Source organism: Klebsiella sp. BDA134-6, assembly GCF_015601345.1.
Taxonomy (GTDB): domain Bacteria; phylum Pseudomonadota; class Gammaproteobacteria; order Enterobacterales; family Enterobacteriaceae; genus Klebsiella; species Klebsiella grimontii.
In genome coordinates this window covers 1181356-1197324 of record NZ_CP064784.1, presented here as the reverse complement: position 1 = coordinate 1197324, position 15969 = coordinate 1181356, and the positions used below count along the sequence as shown (strand labels likewise).

General features: G+C 47.5%; 12 protein-coding genes and 1 tRNA gene. 8 read left to right on the top strand and 5 right to left on the bottom strand.

Going from position 1 to position 15969, the window contains the following annotated elements:
- The first annotated feature begins 66 nt into the window (after positions 1 to 66).
- Positions 67 to 630 carry a C40 family peptidase gene (locus IYV58_RS05495; protein ID WP_004099299.1) on the top strand — a complete coding sequence of 188 codons (564 nt, stop codon included), beginning with the start codon at positions 67 to 69 and terminating at the stop codon, positions 628 to 630.
- A gap of 53 nt (positions 631 to 683) precedes the next feature.
- Here IYV58_RS05495 and phoE read toward each other — a convergent pair whose 3' ends face one another.
- Positions 684 to 1736: a phosphoporin PhoE gene (gene phoE, locus IYV58_RS05490; RefSeq protein ID WP_172880598.1), complete on the bottom strand. Its 1053-nt coding sequence runs from the start codon at positions 1734 to 1736 to the stop codon at positions 684 to 686.
- A 290-nt stretch (positions 1737 to 2026) separates the two neighbouring features.
- Between phoE and proB the strand changes: the two genes are divergently transcribed.
- The 7 genes from proB (at position 2027) to IYV58_RS05455 (ending at position 8268) form a co-directional block, all read left to right on the top strand.
- The gene (gene proB, locus IYV58_RS05485) at positions 2027 to 3130 is read left to right on the top strand and encodes a glutamate 5-kinase (protein ID WP_004099297.1); all 1104 of its coding nucleotides are present in this window, start codon (positions 2027 to 2029) and stop codon (positions 3128 to 3130) included.
- A 10-nt stretch (positions 3131 to 3140) separates the two neighbouring features.
- Positions 3141 to 4394 (top strand): glutamate-5-semialdehyde dehydrogenase, encoded by a 1254-nt coding sequence (gene proA, locus IYV58_RS05480; RefSeq protein WP_004129420.1) that lies wholly within the window; start codon positions 3141 to 3143, stop codon positions 4392 to 4394.
- A 112-nt stretch (positions 4395 to 4506) separates the two neighbouring features.
- Positions 4507 to 4579 (top strand) — tRNA-Thr (locus IYV58_RS05475).
- A 214-nt stretch (positions 4580 to 4793) separates the two neighbouring features.
- Entirely contained in the window at positions 4794 to 4988 is a 195-nt protein-coding gene (locus tag IYV58_RS05470; RefSeq protein ID WP_224326421.1) for a helix-turn-helix domain-containing protein, read from the top strand.
- A gap of 232 nt (positions 4989 to 5220) precedes the next feature.
- Positions 5221 to 5598 (top strand): helix-turn-helix domain-containing protein, encoded by a 378-nt coding sequence (locus IYV58_RS05465; RefSeq protein ID WP_004129346.1) that lies wholly within the window; start codon positions 5221 to 5223, stop codon positions 5596 to 5598.
- Between the two features lie 257 nt (positions 5599 to 5855).
- Positions 5856 to 7550: an assimilatory sulfite reductase (NADPH) hemoprotein subunit gene (gene cysI, locus IYV58_RS05460; protein WP_112165881.1), complete on the top strand. Its 1695-nt coding sequence runs from the start codon at positions 5856 to 5858 to the stop codon at positions 7548 to 7550.
- Position 7551: 1 nt separating this feature from the next.
- Positions 7552 to 8268: a glutamine amidotransferase gene (locus tag IYV58_RS05455; RefSeq protein ID WP_128349302.1), complete on the top strand. Its 717-nt coding sequence runs from the start codon at positions 7552 to 7554 to the stop codon at positions 8266 to 8268.
- A gap of 852 nt (positions 8269 to 9120) precedes the next feature.
- Here the strand turns inward: IYV58_RS05455 and IYV58_RS05450 are convergent.
- The 4 genes from IYV58_RS05450 to IYV58_RS05435 form a co-directional block, all read right to left on the bottom strand.
- Positions 9121 to 9954 (bottom strand): PRD domain-containing protein, encoded by an 834-nt coding sequence (locus tag IYV58_RS05450; RefSeq protein ID WP_004129338.1) that lies wholly within the window; start codon positions 9952 to 9954, stop codon positions 9121 to 9123.
- 24 nt (positions 9955 to 9978) lie between these two features.
- The gene (locus tag IYV58_RS05445) at positions 9979 to 11439 is read right to left on the bottom strand and encodes a glycoside hydrolase family 1 protein (protein ID WP_195729468.1); all 1461 of its coding nucleotides are present in this window, start codon (positions 11437 to 11439) and stop codon (positions 9979 to 9981) included.
- A gap of 5 nt (positions 11440 to 11444) precedes the next feature.
- Positions 11445 to 13313 carry a beta-glucoside-specific PTS transporter subunit IIABC gene (locus IYV58_RS05440; RefSeq protein ID WP_004129330.1) on the bottom strand — a complete coding sequence of 623 codons (1869 nt, stop codon included), beginning with the start codon at positions 13311 to 13313 and terminating at the stop codon, positions 11445 to 11447.
- A gap of 342 nt (positions 13314 to 13655) precedes the next feature.
- On the bottom strand, positions 13656 to 15221 hold the full coding sequence (locus IYV58_RS05435) for a carbohydrate porin (protein ID WP_139529279.1): 1566 nt from the start codon (positions 15219 to 15221) through the stop codon (positions 13656 to 13658).
- Positions 15222 to 15969: the final 748 nt, after the last annotated feature.

Genomic DNA, 15969 nt, shown 5'->3' with positions numbered 1-15969 from the left:
TTCTGAGGCCGTAGCGAATCGGCTATAAAATATCACGGCCCGTTTTCAGTGACGAAAAACAATGATATGAAGCCCAGACTCTCTCACGCGCTATTATTTGTTCCTTTTTTGCTTTTGGCAGGATGTTCATCCTCATCGAAACCGCATAAAACCGCCGCCCAGAGTAGCCACTCGACCATTGACGGAGGTTCTGACGATCTGATCCCGGTGATCGCCGCGCTGCACGATCAGATGCATACCTGGGAGGGAACGCCCTACGAATGGGGCGGGACGGAGCAAAGCGGCGTCGACTGCTCCGGGTTTGTCTGGCGTACGCTCAAAGATCGCTTTAACCTGCCGATGGAGCGCATCACCACTCGCGAACTGCTGCACATGGGTGAGCGCGTGAGTCCGCGCCAGCTACGGCCGGGGGATTTGGTTTTCTTCCGAATTAAAGGCGGCATGCACGTCGGCTTCTATGATACCGACCGTAATTTCCTTCACGCTTCCACCAGCCAGGGCGTGATGCGCTCTTCGCTGGATAATCCGTACTGGCAATCGGTATTCTACCAGGCGCGCCGTCTGCCGAAGGAATATAACGCGCAGATCACGATGAATAACGATAATCTGCACCTGGCGAAAAACCGTTAATCACAAATAATAAAGCCGCCCTGTTACCACGGCGGCTTTATTGTCGATCAGTCTTAGAACTGGTAGGTCATACCGACAGCGACGATATCGTCATCGTTGATCCCGAGCTTATTATCGCTCTTCAGCTGGTTGATTTTATAATCAACAAAGGCGTTCATGTTTTTGTTGAAGTAATAGGTCACGCCAACATCAATGTAGTTGACCAGGTCTTCGCTTCCCACGCCCTCAATATCCTTGCCTTTTGACAGCACGTAGCCCAGGGACGGACGCAGGCCGAAGTCGAACTGGTATTGCGCCACGGCTTCAAAGTTCTGCGCTTTATTGGCAAAACCGCCGCTGATTGGCGTCATTTTGCGGGTTTCGGAGTACATGGTCGCCAGGTAGATATTATTGGCGTCATATTTCAGGCCGGTCGCCCAGGCTTCCGCTTTTTTACCCGTACCGCGGGCCAGCAGGTTCTGATCGTTCGTACGATCGGAGCTGGTGTAGGCCGCGCTGACGGCGAAATCGCTGCCTCCGAAGTCATAGCTTAACGCGGTGCCAAAGCCGTCGCCGTTCTGTTTTTTGGCTTCACGGCCTTCGTTTTTGCCCTGGTACTGCAGGGTCATATCCAGGCCATCCACCACGCCGAAGAAGTCGGTATTGCGGTAGGTTGCCAGGCCGCTGGCGCGTTTGGTCATAAAGTTATCAGTCTGCGCGGAAGAGTCGCCGCCGAATTCCGGGAACATATCGGTCCAGGCTTCGACGTCGTACAGCGCGCCGAGGTTACGACCGTAGTCAAATGAACCGTAGTTTTTAACTTTCACCCCGGCGAACGCCAGGCGCGTTTTCTGCGAAGAGTCGCTTTCGGTTTTGTTGCCGGAGAACTCTGATTCCCAGCGGCCGTAGCCGGTCAGATCGTCGTTAATCTGCGTTTCGCCTTTGATGCCGAAACGAACGTAGGTCTGGTCGCCATCTTTGCTGTCATAGTCGCTCATATAGTGCATCGCTTTGACTTTGCCGTAGACGTCCAGTTTATTGCCGTTTTTATTATAAACTTCTGCCGCCTGGGTAGCCGAAGAAGCAATAAGACCCATCATCATTAATGCCAGTGAGCTCTTTTTCATTATCTAGTCCTGGTGATTTATTTATACGCGCTAATCAATTCCGGGCGGAAGCCCTGTCAAAAACTGCAGGTTTTTTAACGCTCTAATATTAAAAATTTATGACAACATGGAACTTTTGATAAAAAAGCGTATTTAATTATTTCCGTCATGAATGTGTCACGTTTCCCCGCCAGAATGCCCGATCCGCGCAATGAAGTGGTTCGTCCACCACGCCAGGTGTTGGCAAGCGGGCTGACTCCTGTTACAACATCAATTCGATATCGAAACTCCTTTTTGAACGGCAGAGAATCATGAGTGATAGCCAGACGCTGGTGGTAAAACTGGGCACCAGTGTTTTAACGGGCGGATCCCGCCGCCTGAACCGCGCCCATATCGTTGAATTAGTGCGCCAGTGCGCACAGCTGCACGCGATGGGCCACCGAATTGTGATAGTGACCTCCGGGGCGATCGCCGCCGGACGTGAACACCTCGGCTACCCGGAATTGCCCGCGACCATCGCGTCCAAACAGCTGCTGGCGGCGGTTGGCCAGAGCCGTCTTATCCAGCTGTGGGAACAGCTGTTTTCTATTTATGGCATTCACGTCGGCCAGATGCTGCTGACCCGCGCCGATATGGAAGACCGCGAGCGTTTCCTTAATGCCCGCGATACCCTGCGCGCGCTGCTGGATAACAACATCGTGCCGGTAATTAATGAAAATGACGCCGTGGCCACCGCCGAGATTAAAGTCGGCGATAACGATAATCTTTCGGCGCTGGCGGCGATTCTCGCGGGCGCCGATAAACTGCTGCTGCTGACCGATCAGCAGGGACTGTTCACCGCCGACCCGCGCAACAACCCGCAGGCCGAACTGATTAAAGACGTGTACGGTATCGATGACGCCCTGCGCGCGATCGCGGGCGACAGCGTATCGGGTTTAGGTACCGGCGGTATGGGCACCAAGCTGCAGGCCGCCGATGTCGCCTGCCGCGCGGGCATCGACACGATCATCGCCGCCGGTAGCCGTCCGGGCGTGATTGGCGACGTGATGGAGGGGGTTTCCGTTGGCACCCGCTTCCACGCCCAGGAGTCGCCGTTGGAAAACCGCAAGCGCTGGATTTTCGGCGCGCCGCCGGCGGGCGAAATTACCGTGGACGCCGGTGCGACCCAGGCCATTCTCGAACGCGGCAGCTCCCTGCTGCCGAAAGGGATTAAAACCATCACCGGCAACTTCTCGCGCGGCGAAGTGATCCGCATTCGCAGCCTTGAAGGCCGCGATATCGCCCACGGCGTCAGCCGTTATAACAGCGATGCGCTGCGCCGCATCGCCGGGCAGCACTCGCAGCAGATCGATGCCATTCTGGGCTATGAATACGGCCCGGTCGCCGTCCACCGTGACGACATGATTATCCGTTAAGGAGCTGAAAATGCTGGAACAAATGGGCATTGCTGCCAAAGCGGCCTCGTATAAACTCGCGCAGCTTTCCAGCCGCGAAAAGAACCAGGTGCTGGAAAAGATTGCCGACTATCTTGAAGCGCAGACCGACGCGATTCTGCGGGCTAACGCTGAGGATCTGGCGGAAGCGCGCGCCAACGGTTTGAGCGAAGCGCTGCTCGATCGCCTGGCGCTCAATCCGGCTCGCCTGACCGGGATTGCTAACGATGTTCGTCAGGTCTGCAGCCTGGCTGATCCGGTCGGTCAGGTGATCGACGGCGGCCTGCTGGACAGCGGCCTGCGTATCGAGCGTCGCCGCGTGCCGCTGGGCGTAGTGGGCGTGATTTACGAAGCCCGTCCGAACGTGACCGTCGACGTCGCCTCTTTGTGCCTGAAAACCGGCAACGCGGCGATTCTGCGCGGCGGCAAAGAGACCTGGCGCACCAACGCCGCCACGGTGAAAGTGATTCAGCAGGCGCTGCAGGAGTGCGGCTTACCGGCTGCCACCGTGCAGGCGATTGAGAGTCCGGATCGCGCGCTGGTCGGCGAGATGCTGAAGATGGATAAGTATATCGATATGCTAATCCCGCGCGGCGGCGCAGGTTTGCACAAGCTATGCCGCGAGCAGTCGACGATCCCGGTGATCACCGGCGGTATCGGCGTTTGCCATATTTATATCGACCACTCCGCTGACGTTGCCGAAGCGCTGAAAGTGATCGTTAACGCCAAAGTGCAGCGCCCGAGCGCCTGTAATTCGGTCGAAACGCTGCTGGTACATCAGGATATCGCCGAACGCTTCCTGCCCGCGCTGAGCAAGCAGATGGCGGAAAGCGGCGTCAGCCTGCACGCCGATGCGGCCTCCCTGCCCGCGCTGCAAAACGGCCCGGCCAGCGTAGAGCCGGTGAAAGCGGAGCAGTATGACAACGAGTACCTGTCGCTGGATCTGAACGTGAAGGTGGTGGCCGATCAGGATGAAGCGGTGGCGCATATTCGCGAGCACGGCACCCAGCATTCCGACGCCATCCTGACGCGTACCCTGGGCAATGCGAACCGCTTTATCAACGAGGTGGACTCCTCGGCGGTGTACGTCAACGCTTCTACCCGCTTTACCGACGGCGGCCAGTTCGGCCTCGGCGCGGAAGTGGCGGTCAGCACCCAGAAGCTGCACGCGCGCGGCCCGATGGGGCTGGAAGCCCTGACGACCTATAAGTGGATTGGTTTCGGCGACGATACCATTCGTGCTTAATGCTCATTGGGTGATGCAAAAGTAGCCGTTTGATTCGCAAGGGCATTGACGCATCACCCACTTAGTTTTAACCTTCTATCCCGTGCTTACGCTCGTCAGCACGTCTTGCAGGGCCGATATAGCTCAGTTGGTAGAGCAGCGCATTCGTAATGCGAAGGTCGTAGGTTCGACTCCTATTATCGGCACTCTCTAAGAAAATCAATAACTTAGGTTAAAATACCCAAGAAATTGTATCTTCTAAAATCACATCCAAACGCCTGTGTGTTGTACTGGCTTTGGTATCGTACAACATATGGGCAGGTAGTTACCAGGCTCAACCCTGTACAGATTTTCCTTTGAAGCCAGAAGACGCCGCCAGCGTCTCTAATCCTCATACCAAAACCCTTAGCAAAGTTCCGCGTGACCCTGGCCTGCCAGCACATCGCCGGCGGCGTATGCCTGACGCAGACCGCGGAACGAGTCGGCTATCAATCCCAAGCCGCGTTTAATCGCGCATTTCAACGCATCACAGGAGTCCCCCCGGCCGTTACAGCCAACAGTGCCGGGACAACGCCACCGTTCAGCAATTTCACGGCCAGAATTATCAGCAGATGAACGAAATCGTTTAGCTCACCCCTGCCGCAGCATGGCTGATTGCGATCGGCCATGCTTCATGCCGTGCCCTGCTGTGCGAGCGGAAATGACGCCGACAAACCGCCTGCGCTGAAATATCGATTATCACGGCACTCATAATACTGTTATCCATAAAAACCACTATATTGTATATTTCGTTCCGTTTTAAATCGTCTACGATAAAAAAGATATAGTCAAAAAAGAAGTAGTATCTATGCATCACCAGGTTCAACTCTCCGACAGCATAATATCCAATAGCCAGGCATTGGTGAATTTCGCCATACAGTACATTTATCAAAATATAAATAATAACATTTCAGTTTATGATATCTCTGAATATCTGCAGGTTTCCCGGCAATATGTGCATCGCATTTTTAAAAAACAAACCGGAGTGACTGTCAACAAATTCATCAGCAATAAAAAAATTGAATATGCAATAATGGATATCATTCTCGGGATTGAGGATACCGACTCGGCCTACCTTAAATATAATTTCAAAAGTAAACATGCGTTTGTCGACCAGATCCAGCACTATATCCACACCACGCCTGCCTTGTATAGCCTACCAGCGCTCGCAGCGTATAAAAAATAAATCATTGCGCGCGCTGGTAGCCTCAATATCACTGCCTCCCTGATGCCCCCCGTGGGGCGCTCAGCAATTAGCAAAATAATCACTAACGTATAACGGTAAAATGACTCAGGACGAATAATTATTAATTAGAACCAGCGGTTATAACAACTGTTATATCGATTAACAAACTAACTGTTCATGTTGGTTAAGGATCTGCTGTGATGTAATCCACTGGTATTTTTGGGTGAATTAACCTGCACATATTTGAGAACACTATAATGAGCAATGATAAATTTTCAGATAATGAACGATTAAAACAGCAGAGCCAACTTCTGCGCGGCACGATTAAAGAAGATCTGCATAACGAATTAACCGGCGGATTTCTCGGCGATAACTTTCAGCTGATCCGCTTTCACGGCATGTACCAGCAGGACGATCGCGATATTCGCCAGGAAAGAGCGGCGCAAATGCTAGAACCCCTGCATACGGTGATGCTGCGGGTGCGTTTACCTGGCGGGATCATCAGCCCGCAGCAGTGGCTGGGGATCGACGAGTTTGCGTCGCAGCATACGCTTTACGGCAGCATCCGCATCACCAACCGCCAGGCGCTGCAGCTGCACGGCGTGCTAAAGCGTAATATCAAGCCGGTTCATCGGCTATTGCATCAGTTGGGTCTCGATTCGCGGGCGACGGCGGGCGACGTCAACCGTAACGTACTGTGTACTTCAAATCCGGTGGAGTCCGGGCTTCATCATCAGGCTTACGAGTGGGCTAAAAAGATATCGGAGCATCTGTTGCCGAAAACAAACGCCTATGCCGAAGTTTGGCTGGACGGTGAAAAGATCGCGCAGCCGGAAGAAGAGACCATTCTGGGCAACAGCTATCTGCCGCGCAAATTCAAAACCGCGGTGGTCATTCCACCGCAAAACGACGTCGATTTGCACGCCAACGATCTTAACTTTATCGCTATCGGCGAGAATGGACAGCTGACGGGCTTCAATGTGCTTGTAGGCGGCGGCCTGGCGATGACCCACGGCGACCAGAGCACCTATCCGCGCCTGGCGACAGAGCTGGGGTATATTCCTTTGAACGCTACGCTGGCGGTTGCCACCGCCGTTGTCGCCACCCAAAGAGACCGTGGAAACCGCGCAAATCGACGCAACGCTAAAACTAAATATACTATCGATCGACTCGGCATTGAGGTATTTAAAGCGGAAGTCGAGCTGCGAGCAGGCATGGCATTCCAACCGCTGCGGCCTTACGCTTTCAGCAGTCGCGGCGATCGTATCGGCTGGGTAGAAGGGATCGACGGTAAGCACCATCTCACCCTGTTTATCCCCAGCGGCAGGTTGATTGATAAGCCCGGCAAGCCTCTCAAGTCGGGCCTGGCCGCCATCGCCGCCGTCCACGACGGTGACTTTCGCTTAACCCCCAATCAAAATATCATTATCGCCGGCGTCAGCGAGCGCAACCGAGCTCAGATTGACGCACTGGCACAGCGCTATTCCTTGATTGATGACACGGTATCGCCGCAGCGAAAAAGCGCGATGGCCTGCGTCTCCTATCCCACCTGTCCGCTGGCAATGGCCGAGGCCGAACGCGTGCTGCCGGACATAGTCGATCGCCTTGACGCTATCTTAATGCGTAACGGGATTGCCGATCGGGACGTGATATTTCGCGTCACCGGCTGCCCGAACGGCTGTGGCCGGGCGATGCTGGCCGAAATCGGCCTCGTCGGCCGCGCCGTGGGCCGCTATGACGTATACCTCGGCGGCAACCGCGAGGGAACGCGTATTCCTCGCCTCTATAAAGAGAACCAGCCACTTGAAGAGATTATCCGCGACCTTGACGCGTTGCTGAGCGCCTGGGCGCAGGCGGCTAACCATGATGTGGCGTTCGGCGACTTTGCGGTACAGACGGGGATTATTCGCCCGGTACTGAACTCCAGCATCGACTTTTATCTGCAGGACTAAGATGGCCAGGCCGTTGGCGATTATTCAAATGGGCGATCCGCCGGCGATAATCCGCGAGGAGGCTGGCGAGCAAAGCCAATGGTTCGTTCAGGCGCTCGCCTTATCCCGCGGGGAGTACCGGGTTATTCACCCGGATCGCCAGGAGCCCCTGCCCGCTATCGACACAATCTGCGGCGCCATCATCAGCGGCTCCTGGGCGATGGTCACCGACCGGTTAGCGTGGAGCGAGGAGACTGCGCAATGGATACGACGCGCCCACGCCCTGAACCTGCCACTACTGGGCGTGTGCTATGGCCACCTGCTAATTTCCCACGCACTGGGAGGCCTGGTTGCGGATAACCCGCTGGGGAGCGAACACGGGCTTCAGCTGATCCAGATCGCCGAAAACAGTACGGCCCCACTGCTAACGACATTTCCCGGTCGCTTCGCGGCCTGGCTTTCTCACCGGCAAACCGTGCTACGGCCGCCGGATGGTGCCAGCGTGATGGCTTTTTCCGCCCGTGACGCCTGCCAGATTCTGCGCTATAGCGACACGGCGTATTCGGTGCAGTTCCACCCGGAATTTACCTGGGATATTATGGCCGCTTGCCTCAAACAGCGCGGAGAAGAGTTGGAAATGGCCGAGATGCCCGGCGAACCAGTCTGGCCACAAGAGCTGCTCAGGCGCTTCTATTATCTCTGGTGCAAGGATAATGCCCCCCGCTTATGCCAGTCATAATCGTGAGAAAGCTGTTTAATCGCTACATCAGGCGCAGGGTCGCCTACCTCCCCTACCAGTATTCGCTGATAGCCGGGCAACCAGGAAAAAATATTGAATAGCAGGTCTCTGCCTGGTTGTCTTCAGTCAGACCTGTCATTCGCATGGCCGTTTCCGGTCCATACAATTTTGCAATATATTTCGAAAAATCAGCATAATATATTACCTAATCATCCACCTAATGCGAAACAATACATTCATCCAGAACGTCAGATTTATCGTTTTATTCGCAGCACAGGCGGCCAGTAATTTATACAGCGAGCGTCACTAGACTGGATGGAAGTGCAACTCAGCAGCCTCTTCTATTATTCATCCGCGTTCGATGGGATATCACACAAAAAATTCAGCTGGACCAGCATGGGCTGATTAACTATGAAAGTAAGAATTGCAACGCCAACGGGCAGAGTGTCCTGGAGCATGTCTGCCGTTGAATAAGTAATGGCGCATTCAGGCATCAATGCACCGGTGCAACCGTCAAGCTTCTGGCAAATAGCTTTGGTGACGGAATTCCCGGACCATTCCGTGTGATACTCTTCACAGTACCTAATTAGTAGAGTTTTAAAGCAGACTTGATGAGGTGAATTGCATGTATGATTTTGATTCAACTAGCTGGCTGGTTGGACATGGAATGAGCGTGGATCTTCGCGTCGTAAGTCATAAAGTCGAATGTGCAGCAAGGCATTACTAATATCGCGGTATGTTAATCAATGTGTAGCAGAGCAGTTCTACAGTGAAGAGCATAACAATTTTAACACCGCGATATCAATGACTTACCACACTCACCTTCCCAATAGATAAATTCAGCCAACAATACTAAATTGAATATTTACTTAGCTTACTGATATGTATCCCTAACCAGGTAAGCTCGTCGTTTGGAATAAATATAGCGTAATTATTTTTTATATAATCACGAATTGCTTCTGCAACAACCATAGCTCTTGGATGGAAGCGAATTAATTCATTATAGAAATCATCAGTTTCTTCTAATTCAATGTTATTACTTAAGACTCTTTCAGCGAAGTACCTTAAATGTGTAATAAATCTGGCGTAGTGAATTGAATTGATATCAATGTTTTTATTAAGTTTATAGCGAACAATTTCGGCAACTCTATTCACTAATTCAACTTGCTTATGCGCATTAGTCTCATCACATTGGGAACTTGCATTAATAATGTGAAAAGCAATATGTACAGCCTCATCTTCAGGAAGATTTACAGAAAATTTAGCAGATACCATATCTCTTGCTAACTCACCTATATTATATTCTTTCTGATAATACCTTTTTATCTCCCAAGTGAGTTTATTCGCAATGTTAACATTTGCCTTACAGCGTTCAACCGCGAAATGCAAGTGCTCTGCCAATGTAAATAGCAACACTGTATTAAGCTTTTCATTGTAATGCGCTTGAGCTAACTTGACTATTTCATGCGTAATTTCAAAAAAAACTGCGGGAATTGTGTCAGTCAAGGACAAGTAATGCTGCGCTTTAAGCGTATTTAAAGGGATAAATACCTGTTCAACATTTTTCAAGTCGACCATTGTGCCCGGCTTGGAATTAAAACCAATGCCTTTGCCAAAAAGTATAATCTCTTTTCCATCATTAACAGCAAGCAGCATACTGTTATTTAAGGACTTTTTAATTTTCATCACAATTCCCGCGATAACAAATGATTAACCTAAATCAGTTCCGTTGGTCGCAATGACCTTACGATACCAGTAGAAGGAATCTTTGCGTAATCTATTCAATGAACCATGCCCCTCGTCATCTTGATCTACATATATAAAACCATAGCGTTTGGTCATTTGCGATGTTCCAGCACTGATGATATCAATCGTGCCCCAACTTGTATATCCTATCAAATCAACACCTTCTTTAACAGCTTCAATCATCTGTTCGAAATGCGCACGAAAATAATTAATGCGGTAATCGTCATGAATTTTCCCATCAACTACTGTATCTTTCGCACCGAATCCATTTTCAACAATAAATAACGGAATTTGGTATCGATCATAGAGTTCCAGCAACGATATTTTGAGCCCAACGGGATCTATTTGCCAACCCCATTCAGATGCAGGCAAATGTGGGTTTTTTACACCCATGATAGTATTTCCTGCAGTGCGTTCTGCATCGGGCTGGACTGATTCAGTAATGGACATATAATAGCTGAATGAAAGGAAGTCTACAGTATAGCGTCGTAGCGTATCCAAATCATCCGGCTGCATTTTTATCTTTATGTTACGTAATTCGAGATCCCGCTTAATTAGCGGTGGATATTCTCCCTTAATTTGAACATCCGAATAAAAATAATTTTCTAAATTCTTTTTGAGAGTAGCCTCCACGTCATCAGGATGACAAGTCAGAGGATAGGTAGTTAACTTGGTAAGCATGCATCCCACCTGGCTACCAGGTATTTTTTCGTGGCAGTCCTTTGTTGCTAACGCCGAAGCAACAAACTGATGATGCAATGCCTGATAAATATCCTGTGTACTTTCTCCTGGTAAGCTTTTTTCTTCACGAACACCTGCAGTCGTAAAGGGGTGCCGATGAATGCTATCAATTTCATTGAATGTTAACCAGTAACGGACCAGATTCTTGTAACGGTCAAAGCACACATTTGAATAGCGCCGAAACGCATCAACAACATTTCGGTGGACCCAGCCATTATATTTCTCACTCAATACTAATGGCATTTCATAGTGTGATAGCGTAACGAGTGGTTCGATGCCAAGTCTGCGCATCTCAGTGAACATATTTTCATAAAACTGTAAACCACTTTCATTTGGTTGATCATCTTCACCTGTAGGGAAGATTCTTGACCAGGCTATTGATACCCTGAGTACTTTTATCCCCATTTCGGCAAAAAGAGATAAATCCTCTTTATAGCGATGATAAAAATCGATACCTCTGCGTTTAGGATAATTTTTATCGTTCTCACCTTTAAGCGCATCGCTAACGTTTTCATCAGATACGGACATATGGCCGGCATAATCGCTTGTGCTCAAATGAGCCTTATAGGCGACTGCATCTGCAACAGAAGGGCCTTTTCCGTCAACGTTCCATGCTCCCTCTGCCTGATTCGCTGCAATGGCCGCACCCCATAAAAAATTCTCGGGAAGAATAGATTTTGACATAATGATTAAGCCTCTTTTAATGAAAGAATATTTAACTGATGTGTTGCTTCGGTTTGCTCGGTTGACGGTTTCATCTTAAAACGTTCGCTATTTGTAACAACCATTACTACGACTGGGTCGTAACCCGATTTAATGATTTTATCAATCTCAAATTCGATTAATAGCTCACCAGCCTTAACCCGTTGGCCATCGGTAATTTGCGGGTGAAAGCCTGCTCCGTTCATTTGTATTGTATCAATTCCGATATGAAAGATGACCTCAACTCCATGGTCAGTTATCATGCTTGCTGCATGGCCACTTTCGAACACATGCTCTATAACGCCATCGGCAGGTGCATATAGAGCTCCGACAGATGGAATGATAGCGATACCATCGCCCATGATTTTTGCAGAAAATACATCGTCGTTTACATCCGTTAACGGGATTATTTTCCCTTCAACCGGACTGGTGAAGAAAAATTCATTCACTGATTTTGAAGTAGCGATGGCCGCTGGATCCTCAAAACTAGATTTTTCCTCATCAGAGGGCAGAGTCGCCGTCTTTTCTTTCCAAAAGAATAATGTTGATAAAAACGCCATGCTGAAAGAAATCAGAGCACCTATGATTGCATACATCAAGCTAGTTGGATTATCCGGGGAAGCAAATATTGAGATGCTGGCAAGGCTCGGAGCTACTATTGCGTAAGCTGAGACCATCGTAAATCCCATGAAAGCCCCACCGATCATTGCACCTATCATCACCGAAATAAGCACAGGCCTATGGAGTAAAGTAATACCATACAGTGCAGGTTCAGTAATACCAAAGAGGGCTGAGATTCCGGAGGAAAGTGCAGTACCTTTAAACATTTTATTTTTACTTTTAAGAGAAACCGCAAAGCAGGCTCCTGCTTCAGCTATATTGTGTGCCAGGGAAGCTGGATTATATAAAGATTCTTTACCGGTTTGGCCCATCGACATTATGGCATAAGGAAGAAAAGGTTTATGCATTCCTGCAGCCACAATAAATGGTAACCCGCCAGCCAGTAATCCTGTGGCGATGAACCCAAATTTTCCATGCATCCAAAGAATCAGTTGGGTTAATAAAGAGCCCATTTCAAAACCTAAAGGCCCAAGGATAAGTAGTGTTACAGGAACTGTTGTGACCAGCGATAACATTGGTGATAAAAAACCGCGTAACGCATTAGGTGTGTAACGATTAAAAAGAGATTCAGTTTGTGCATAGAAAATCACACAAAGTATTGCCGGAAATACCTGTGCCGCATAGGAGACATTCGTAATATCAAACGTCATTAACGTTGCCCCTTGTTTTGCCAATGTAGTAAACGTGGGCAACAACAAGACTGACACAGCTGTTAATGCGACTAACGAATTCACTTTAAGCTTATTCGCAGTAGTGATTGCTATAAGTAAGGGTAAAAAATAGATCGGTGCGGTTCCAATGCAATCCAAGATTTTATAAGTAGAACTGTCCTTCGTGAGCCATCCGGCCATGTCCATGATGATCAGAAGAGATTTCAGCACACCACCACCTGCAATAGCAGGAATGAGCGGCTGGAAAATACTGATAACAAAATCAATCAGCCAGGCACTCCACTTTTTTTTGATAACAGGTTTCTGTTTCTCGGCAGAGTTATTACCCATCAATGATTTAATAGCATCAAACACTTTTACAACGTCTTTGCCAATGACAATCTGACACTGCACATTTGTCACGACCCCCATTATCCCAGGCATTTTTTTGAGTTCAGATACCTCCACTTTAGAGTTATCATACAAGCTTAGTCGTAATCTGGTTGAGCAATGTTCGAGGTGTTCGATGTTTCCTACTCCACCGACTAATTCAAGAATTGTACGCCCAGTATTTAGATGATCCATAAGTTGCCCCATGAGCAAAAAAAAAGACCCGAAACTCTTGCCCCGAAAAAGGGGGGAGAGTTTCAGGTCTTGCCTGCATTACCAGTGACACGCCTGTACTACATATCTATTGACAGTATACTCTATACATAGTTACAGACAACAAATTTAAACCATGTTTTATGAAAATGTGACAGCTATAACATAATGCCCCTTGTAGATACTTACTGCATAAAAATGCCGGCAGTTGCACTCCCTTCGTTTAATAACATTTAGTAAGAACAACTTGATTATCTATACCCTAAAAAAACGACAACTCATTACTTAATTGATTTTATGATGATAATTTAGTTTTCAACATAGTTACCACCACACCTCAGCCTGAGCGCCAATCGAAAATTGGTCTTTCTTATTATCATTGAATTTAAAATTGGAGAGTTCAGTCTGATTTGCTCTGATGTAAGTTGTATAGAAACGAATTTCCGGCCTTGAGGTTAAGATTGACGTATCAATTTTGAGTGCATGATATAACGTTGTTTTGTAACCGGACTCACTAAATGTTTGTCCTTGTGATTTGTTGTCTTGTCTAAACCATCCAAGCTCAACACCGCTTTGATTGAATTTATCCCAGATATAAGCAGGTCGTATGACACTTCGGTAGCTTTGAAAATCAGTATGGGCGCCGGTATCATAGCTGAATATATCATGGCCATTTGAATAAACCAGAGCGTGTGCCATTATAGTGTCCTCGGAGGGATAAAACTCTCCTTGGGAAATAATTCTGAATGCCTTTCCATTCGTGTGATTCCCATAATAATAGTCACCATTTCCATATGTTGGATTTGCTCCTGAAATTTTTGCAAATGAACTGGCAATAGAATTATCGGCAACCTGTAGTGTTAATTCTCCATACCCACCAGTTTTAAATTTCTGCCTTAAAATCGCAGCCGCCAGCCATGCATCTTTTACTTGATAATACTGACCATCAGACTCTCCTGACTTAACAACGTCTGATTTATTCGCCATATTATAGCGACCATTGAGTTCCAGTGTTGCCTTATCCCATAATGGAATTTCGCGATAACGAATATCCAGAGCGTTAGTATTGAGTTGTAGTGAATTTCCTGATGTTTTGTAATCAAGCGCGCGTGCGTTCAGATCCTGGCGCACAACAGCAACGTTGAATTTTCCTGGGCCAATTTTCCAGTTTTCTATACCGAGCCCTGCGCCACTTTCAGTTCTGATACTTTTCCAGTCAAGCATCTGTATCTCATATTTAGGCAGATAGTGCTTACCTACCCAGAAATCGGCTTCTGGAGCAAAACTCAGGAAACCCTTAGTTGTGAGATAGATATCAGAAAACTGTAAGTTACTCTCTGAATTTTTATCAAACACAGCATTGCTGTATTGCTCACCGACATTACCATCCAGCATAACAACTGCGTGTGCGGTTTTTCCATCCAAATCATAGACTTTTTGTTTTAGTTGTAAATCAAACCAGGATGTATATTCATTGCCAAACCTACCAAGTGAACCAATCGCATACTCCTTTGGAGAACCATGGTTTGCAGTTCCCCAACCGGACCGGAAGTAACCATTATAAGAAAAACCAATATCATTTTTTACAAAGTTACTTATATCTTTCAACGTCAAATCATTACTCACCGCATCTTTTTGTATGGTCTTTTTTTCGGAGGTAGTAATGTCTACATTTTTGACTAATACCTGATTCTCTGCATACATTGGTTTAGTAAACCCAGTATCATTGAGCTTGTATTTTTTTAACTCAGCCCTGGTATCATATAGTTCTTTTGTATTTTCTTGCAATTTTTTTTCAAGTATAGCAATGCGTTCTTCCATTGTTAGGCTTTGAGCATGTGAGTTGCTGCATATTACGGATATAAAAATAAACAAAACTCTTTTTTTCATTATAAAACCCTCTTTAGTTACACTCGCGCATAAACTAAATACTTTGTTTAGAGATGTTTTAAGTGCTCATAGATATTAGTGGCACCAGGTACCTATTTATATCGCTTTGGTTTAACAAGCAAAATGTCTTCATCAGAATTTTGATATAGTGTATAGCTATAAAAGATTAAGTCCTTTTTCACCGGCGCACTGAAATTTATTTTATGAACACATAATTTTCTCCTCTCAAAATAAAACATATTCACCCCACCCAGACATATCTCAGCAATTTTTAAAACTAACGAGCAGACGTTCCCTGCTCAATAATTAATTGAGAGACCAATGAAATGTATAATGAAGATTAAACTTTTATTTTCGTTTCATGAATAAAGCCCAAAAAAACCAAAAAAAAAGACCCGAGGACATTTTCGAATCTAAATGAATTCGAAAGTGCACTCAGGTCTTGCCTGCTCTTGCAGTTACACGCCTGTATATCAATTCACATATTAATACATATTTAATATGAATTTGACAACGGGAAATTTTGAGTCGTTTGAAAATTGTGATCTACTTAACAATTGCTCGCTTTCCCTCTAGCATTCATCCATCACAGATAGCTTATTTTCACCTTCTATTTTAAGGGGAGGCCGGCTCTATTGACCTCCCAGGGATAGATGACTACCTCAGAGAAACCTTCTAGATTATGTTCTTAAATCATAATACAACCAATATTTTCCTGGATTCAGTCCCAACAAATAATAAAAAGCCC

Coding starts and splice junctions, on each gene's coding strand:
- IYV58_RS05450 (WP_004129338.1), bottom strand. CDS start 9,954: ATGAAAATTAAAAAGTCCTTAAATAACAGTATGCTGCTTGCTGTTAAT.
- IYV58_RS05455 (WP_128349302.1), top strand. CDS start 7,552: ATGGCCAGGCCGTTGGCGATTATTCAAATGGGCGATCCGCCGGCGATA.
- IYV58_RS05440 (WP_004129330.1), bottom strand. CDS start 13,313: ATGGATCATCTAAATACTGGGCGTACAATTCTTGAATTAGTCGGTGGA.
- IYV58_RS05445 (WP_195729468.1), bottom strand. CDS start 11,439: ATGTCAAAATCTATTCTTCCCGAGAATTTTTTATGGGGTGCGGCCATT.
- IYV58_RS05495 (WP_004099299.1), top strand. CDS start 67: ATGAAGCCCAGACTCTCTCACGCGCTATTATTTGTTCCTTTTTTGCTT.
- phoE (WP_172880598.1), bottom strand. CDS start 1,736: ATGAAAAAGAGCTCACTGGCATTAATGATGATGGGTCTTATTGCTTCT.
- proB (WP_004099297.1), top strand. CDS start 2,027: ATGAGTGATAGCCAGACGCTGGTGGTAAAACTGGGCACCAGTGTTTTA.
- IYV58_RS05435 (WP_139529279.1), bottom strand. CDS start 15,221: ATGAAAAAAAGAGTTTTGTTTATTTTTATATCCGTAATATGCAGCAAC.
- cysI (WP_112165881.1), top strand. CDS start 5,856: ATGAGCAATGATAAATTTTCAGATAATGAACGATTAAAACAGCAGAGC.
- proA (WP_004129420.1), top strand. CDS start 3,141: ATGCTGGAACAAATGGGCATTGCTGCCAAAGCGGCCTCGTATAAACTC.
- IYV58_RS05465 (WP_004129346.1), top strand. CDS start 5,221: ATGCATCACCAGGTTCAACTCTCCGACAGCATAATATCCAATAGCCAG.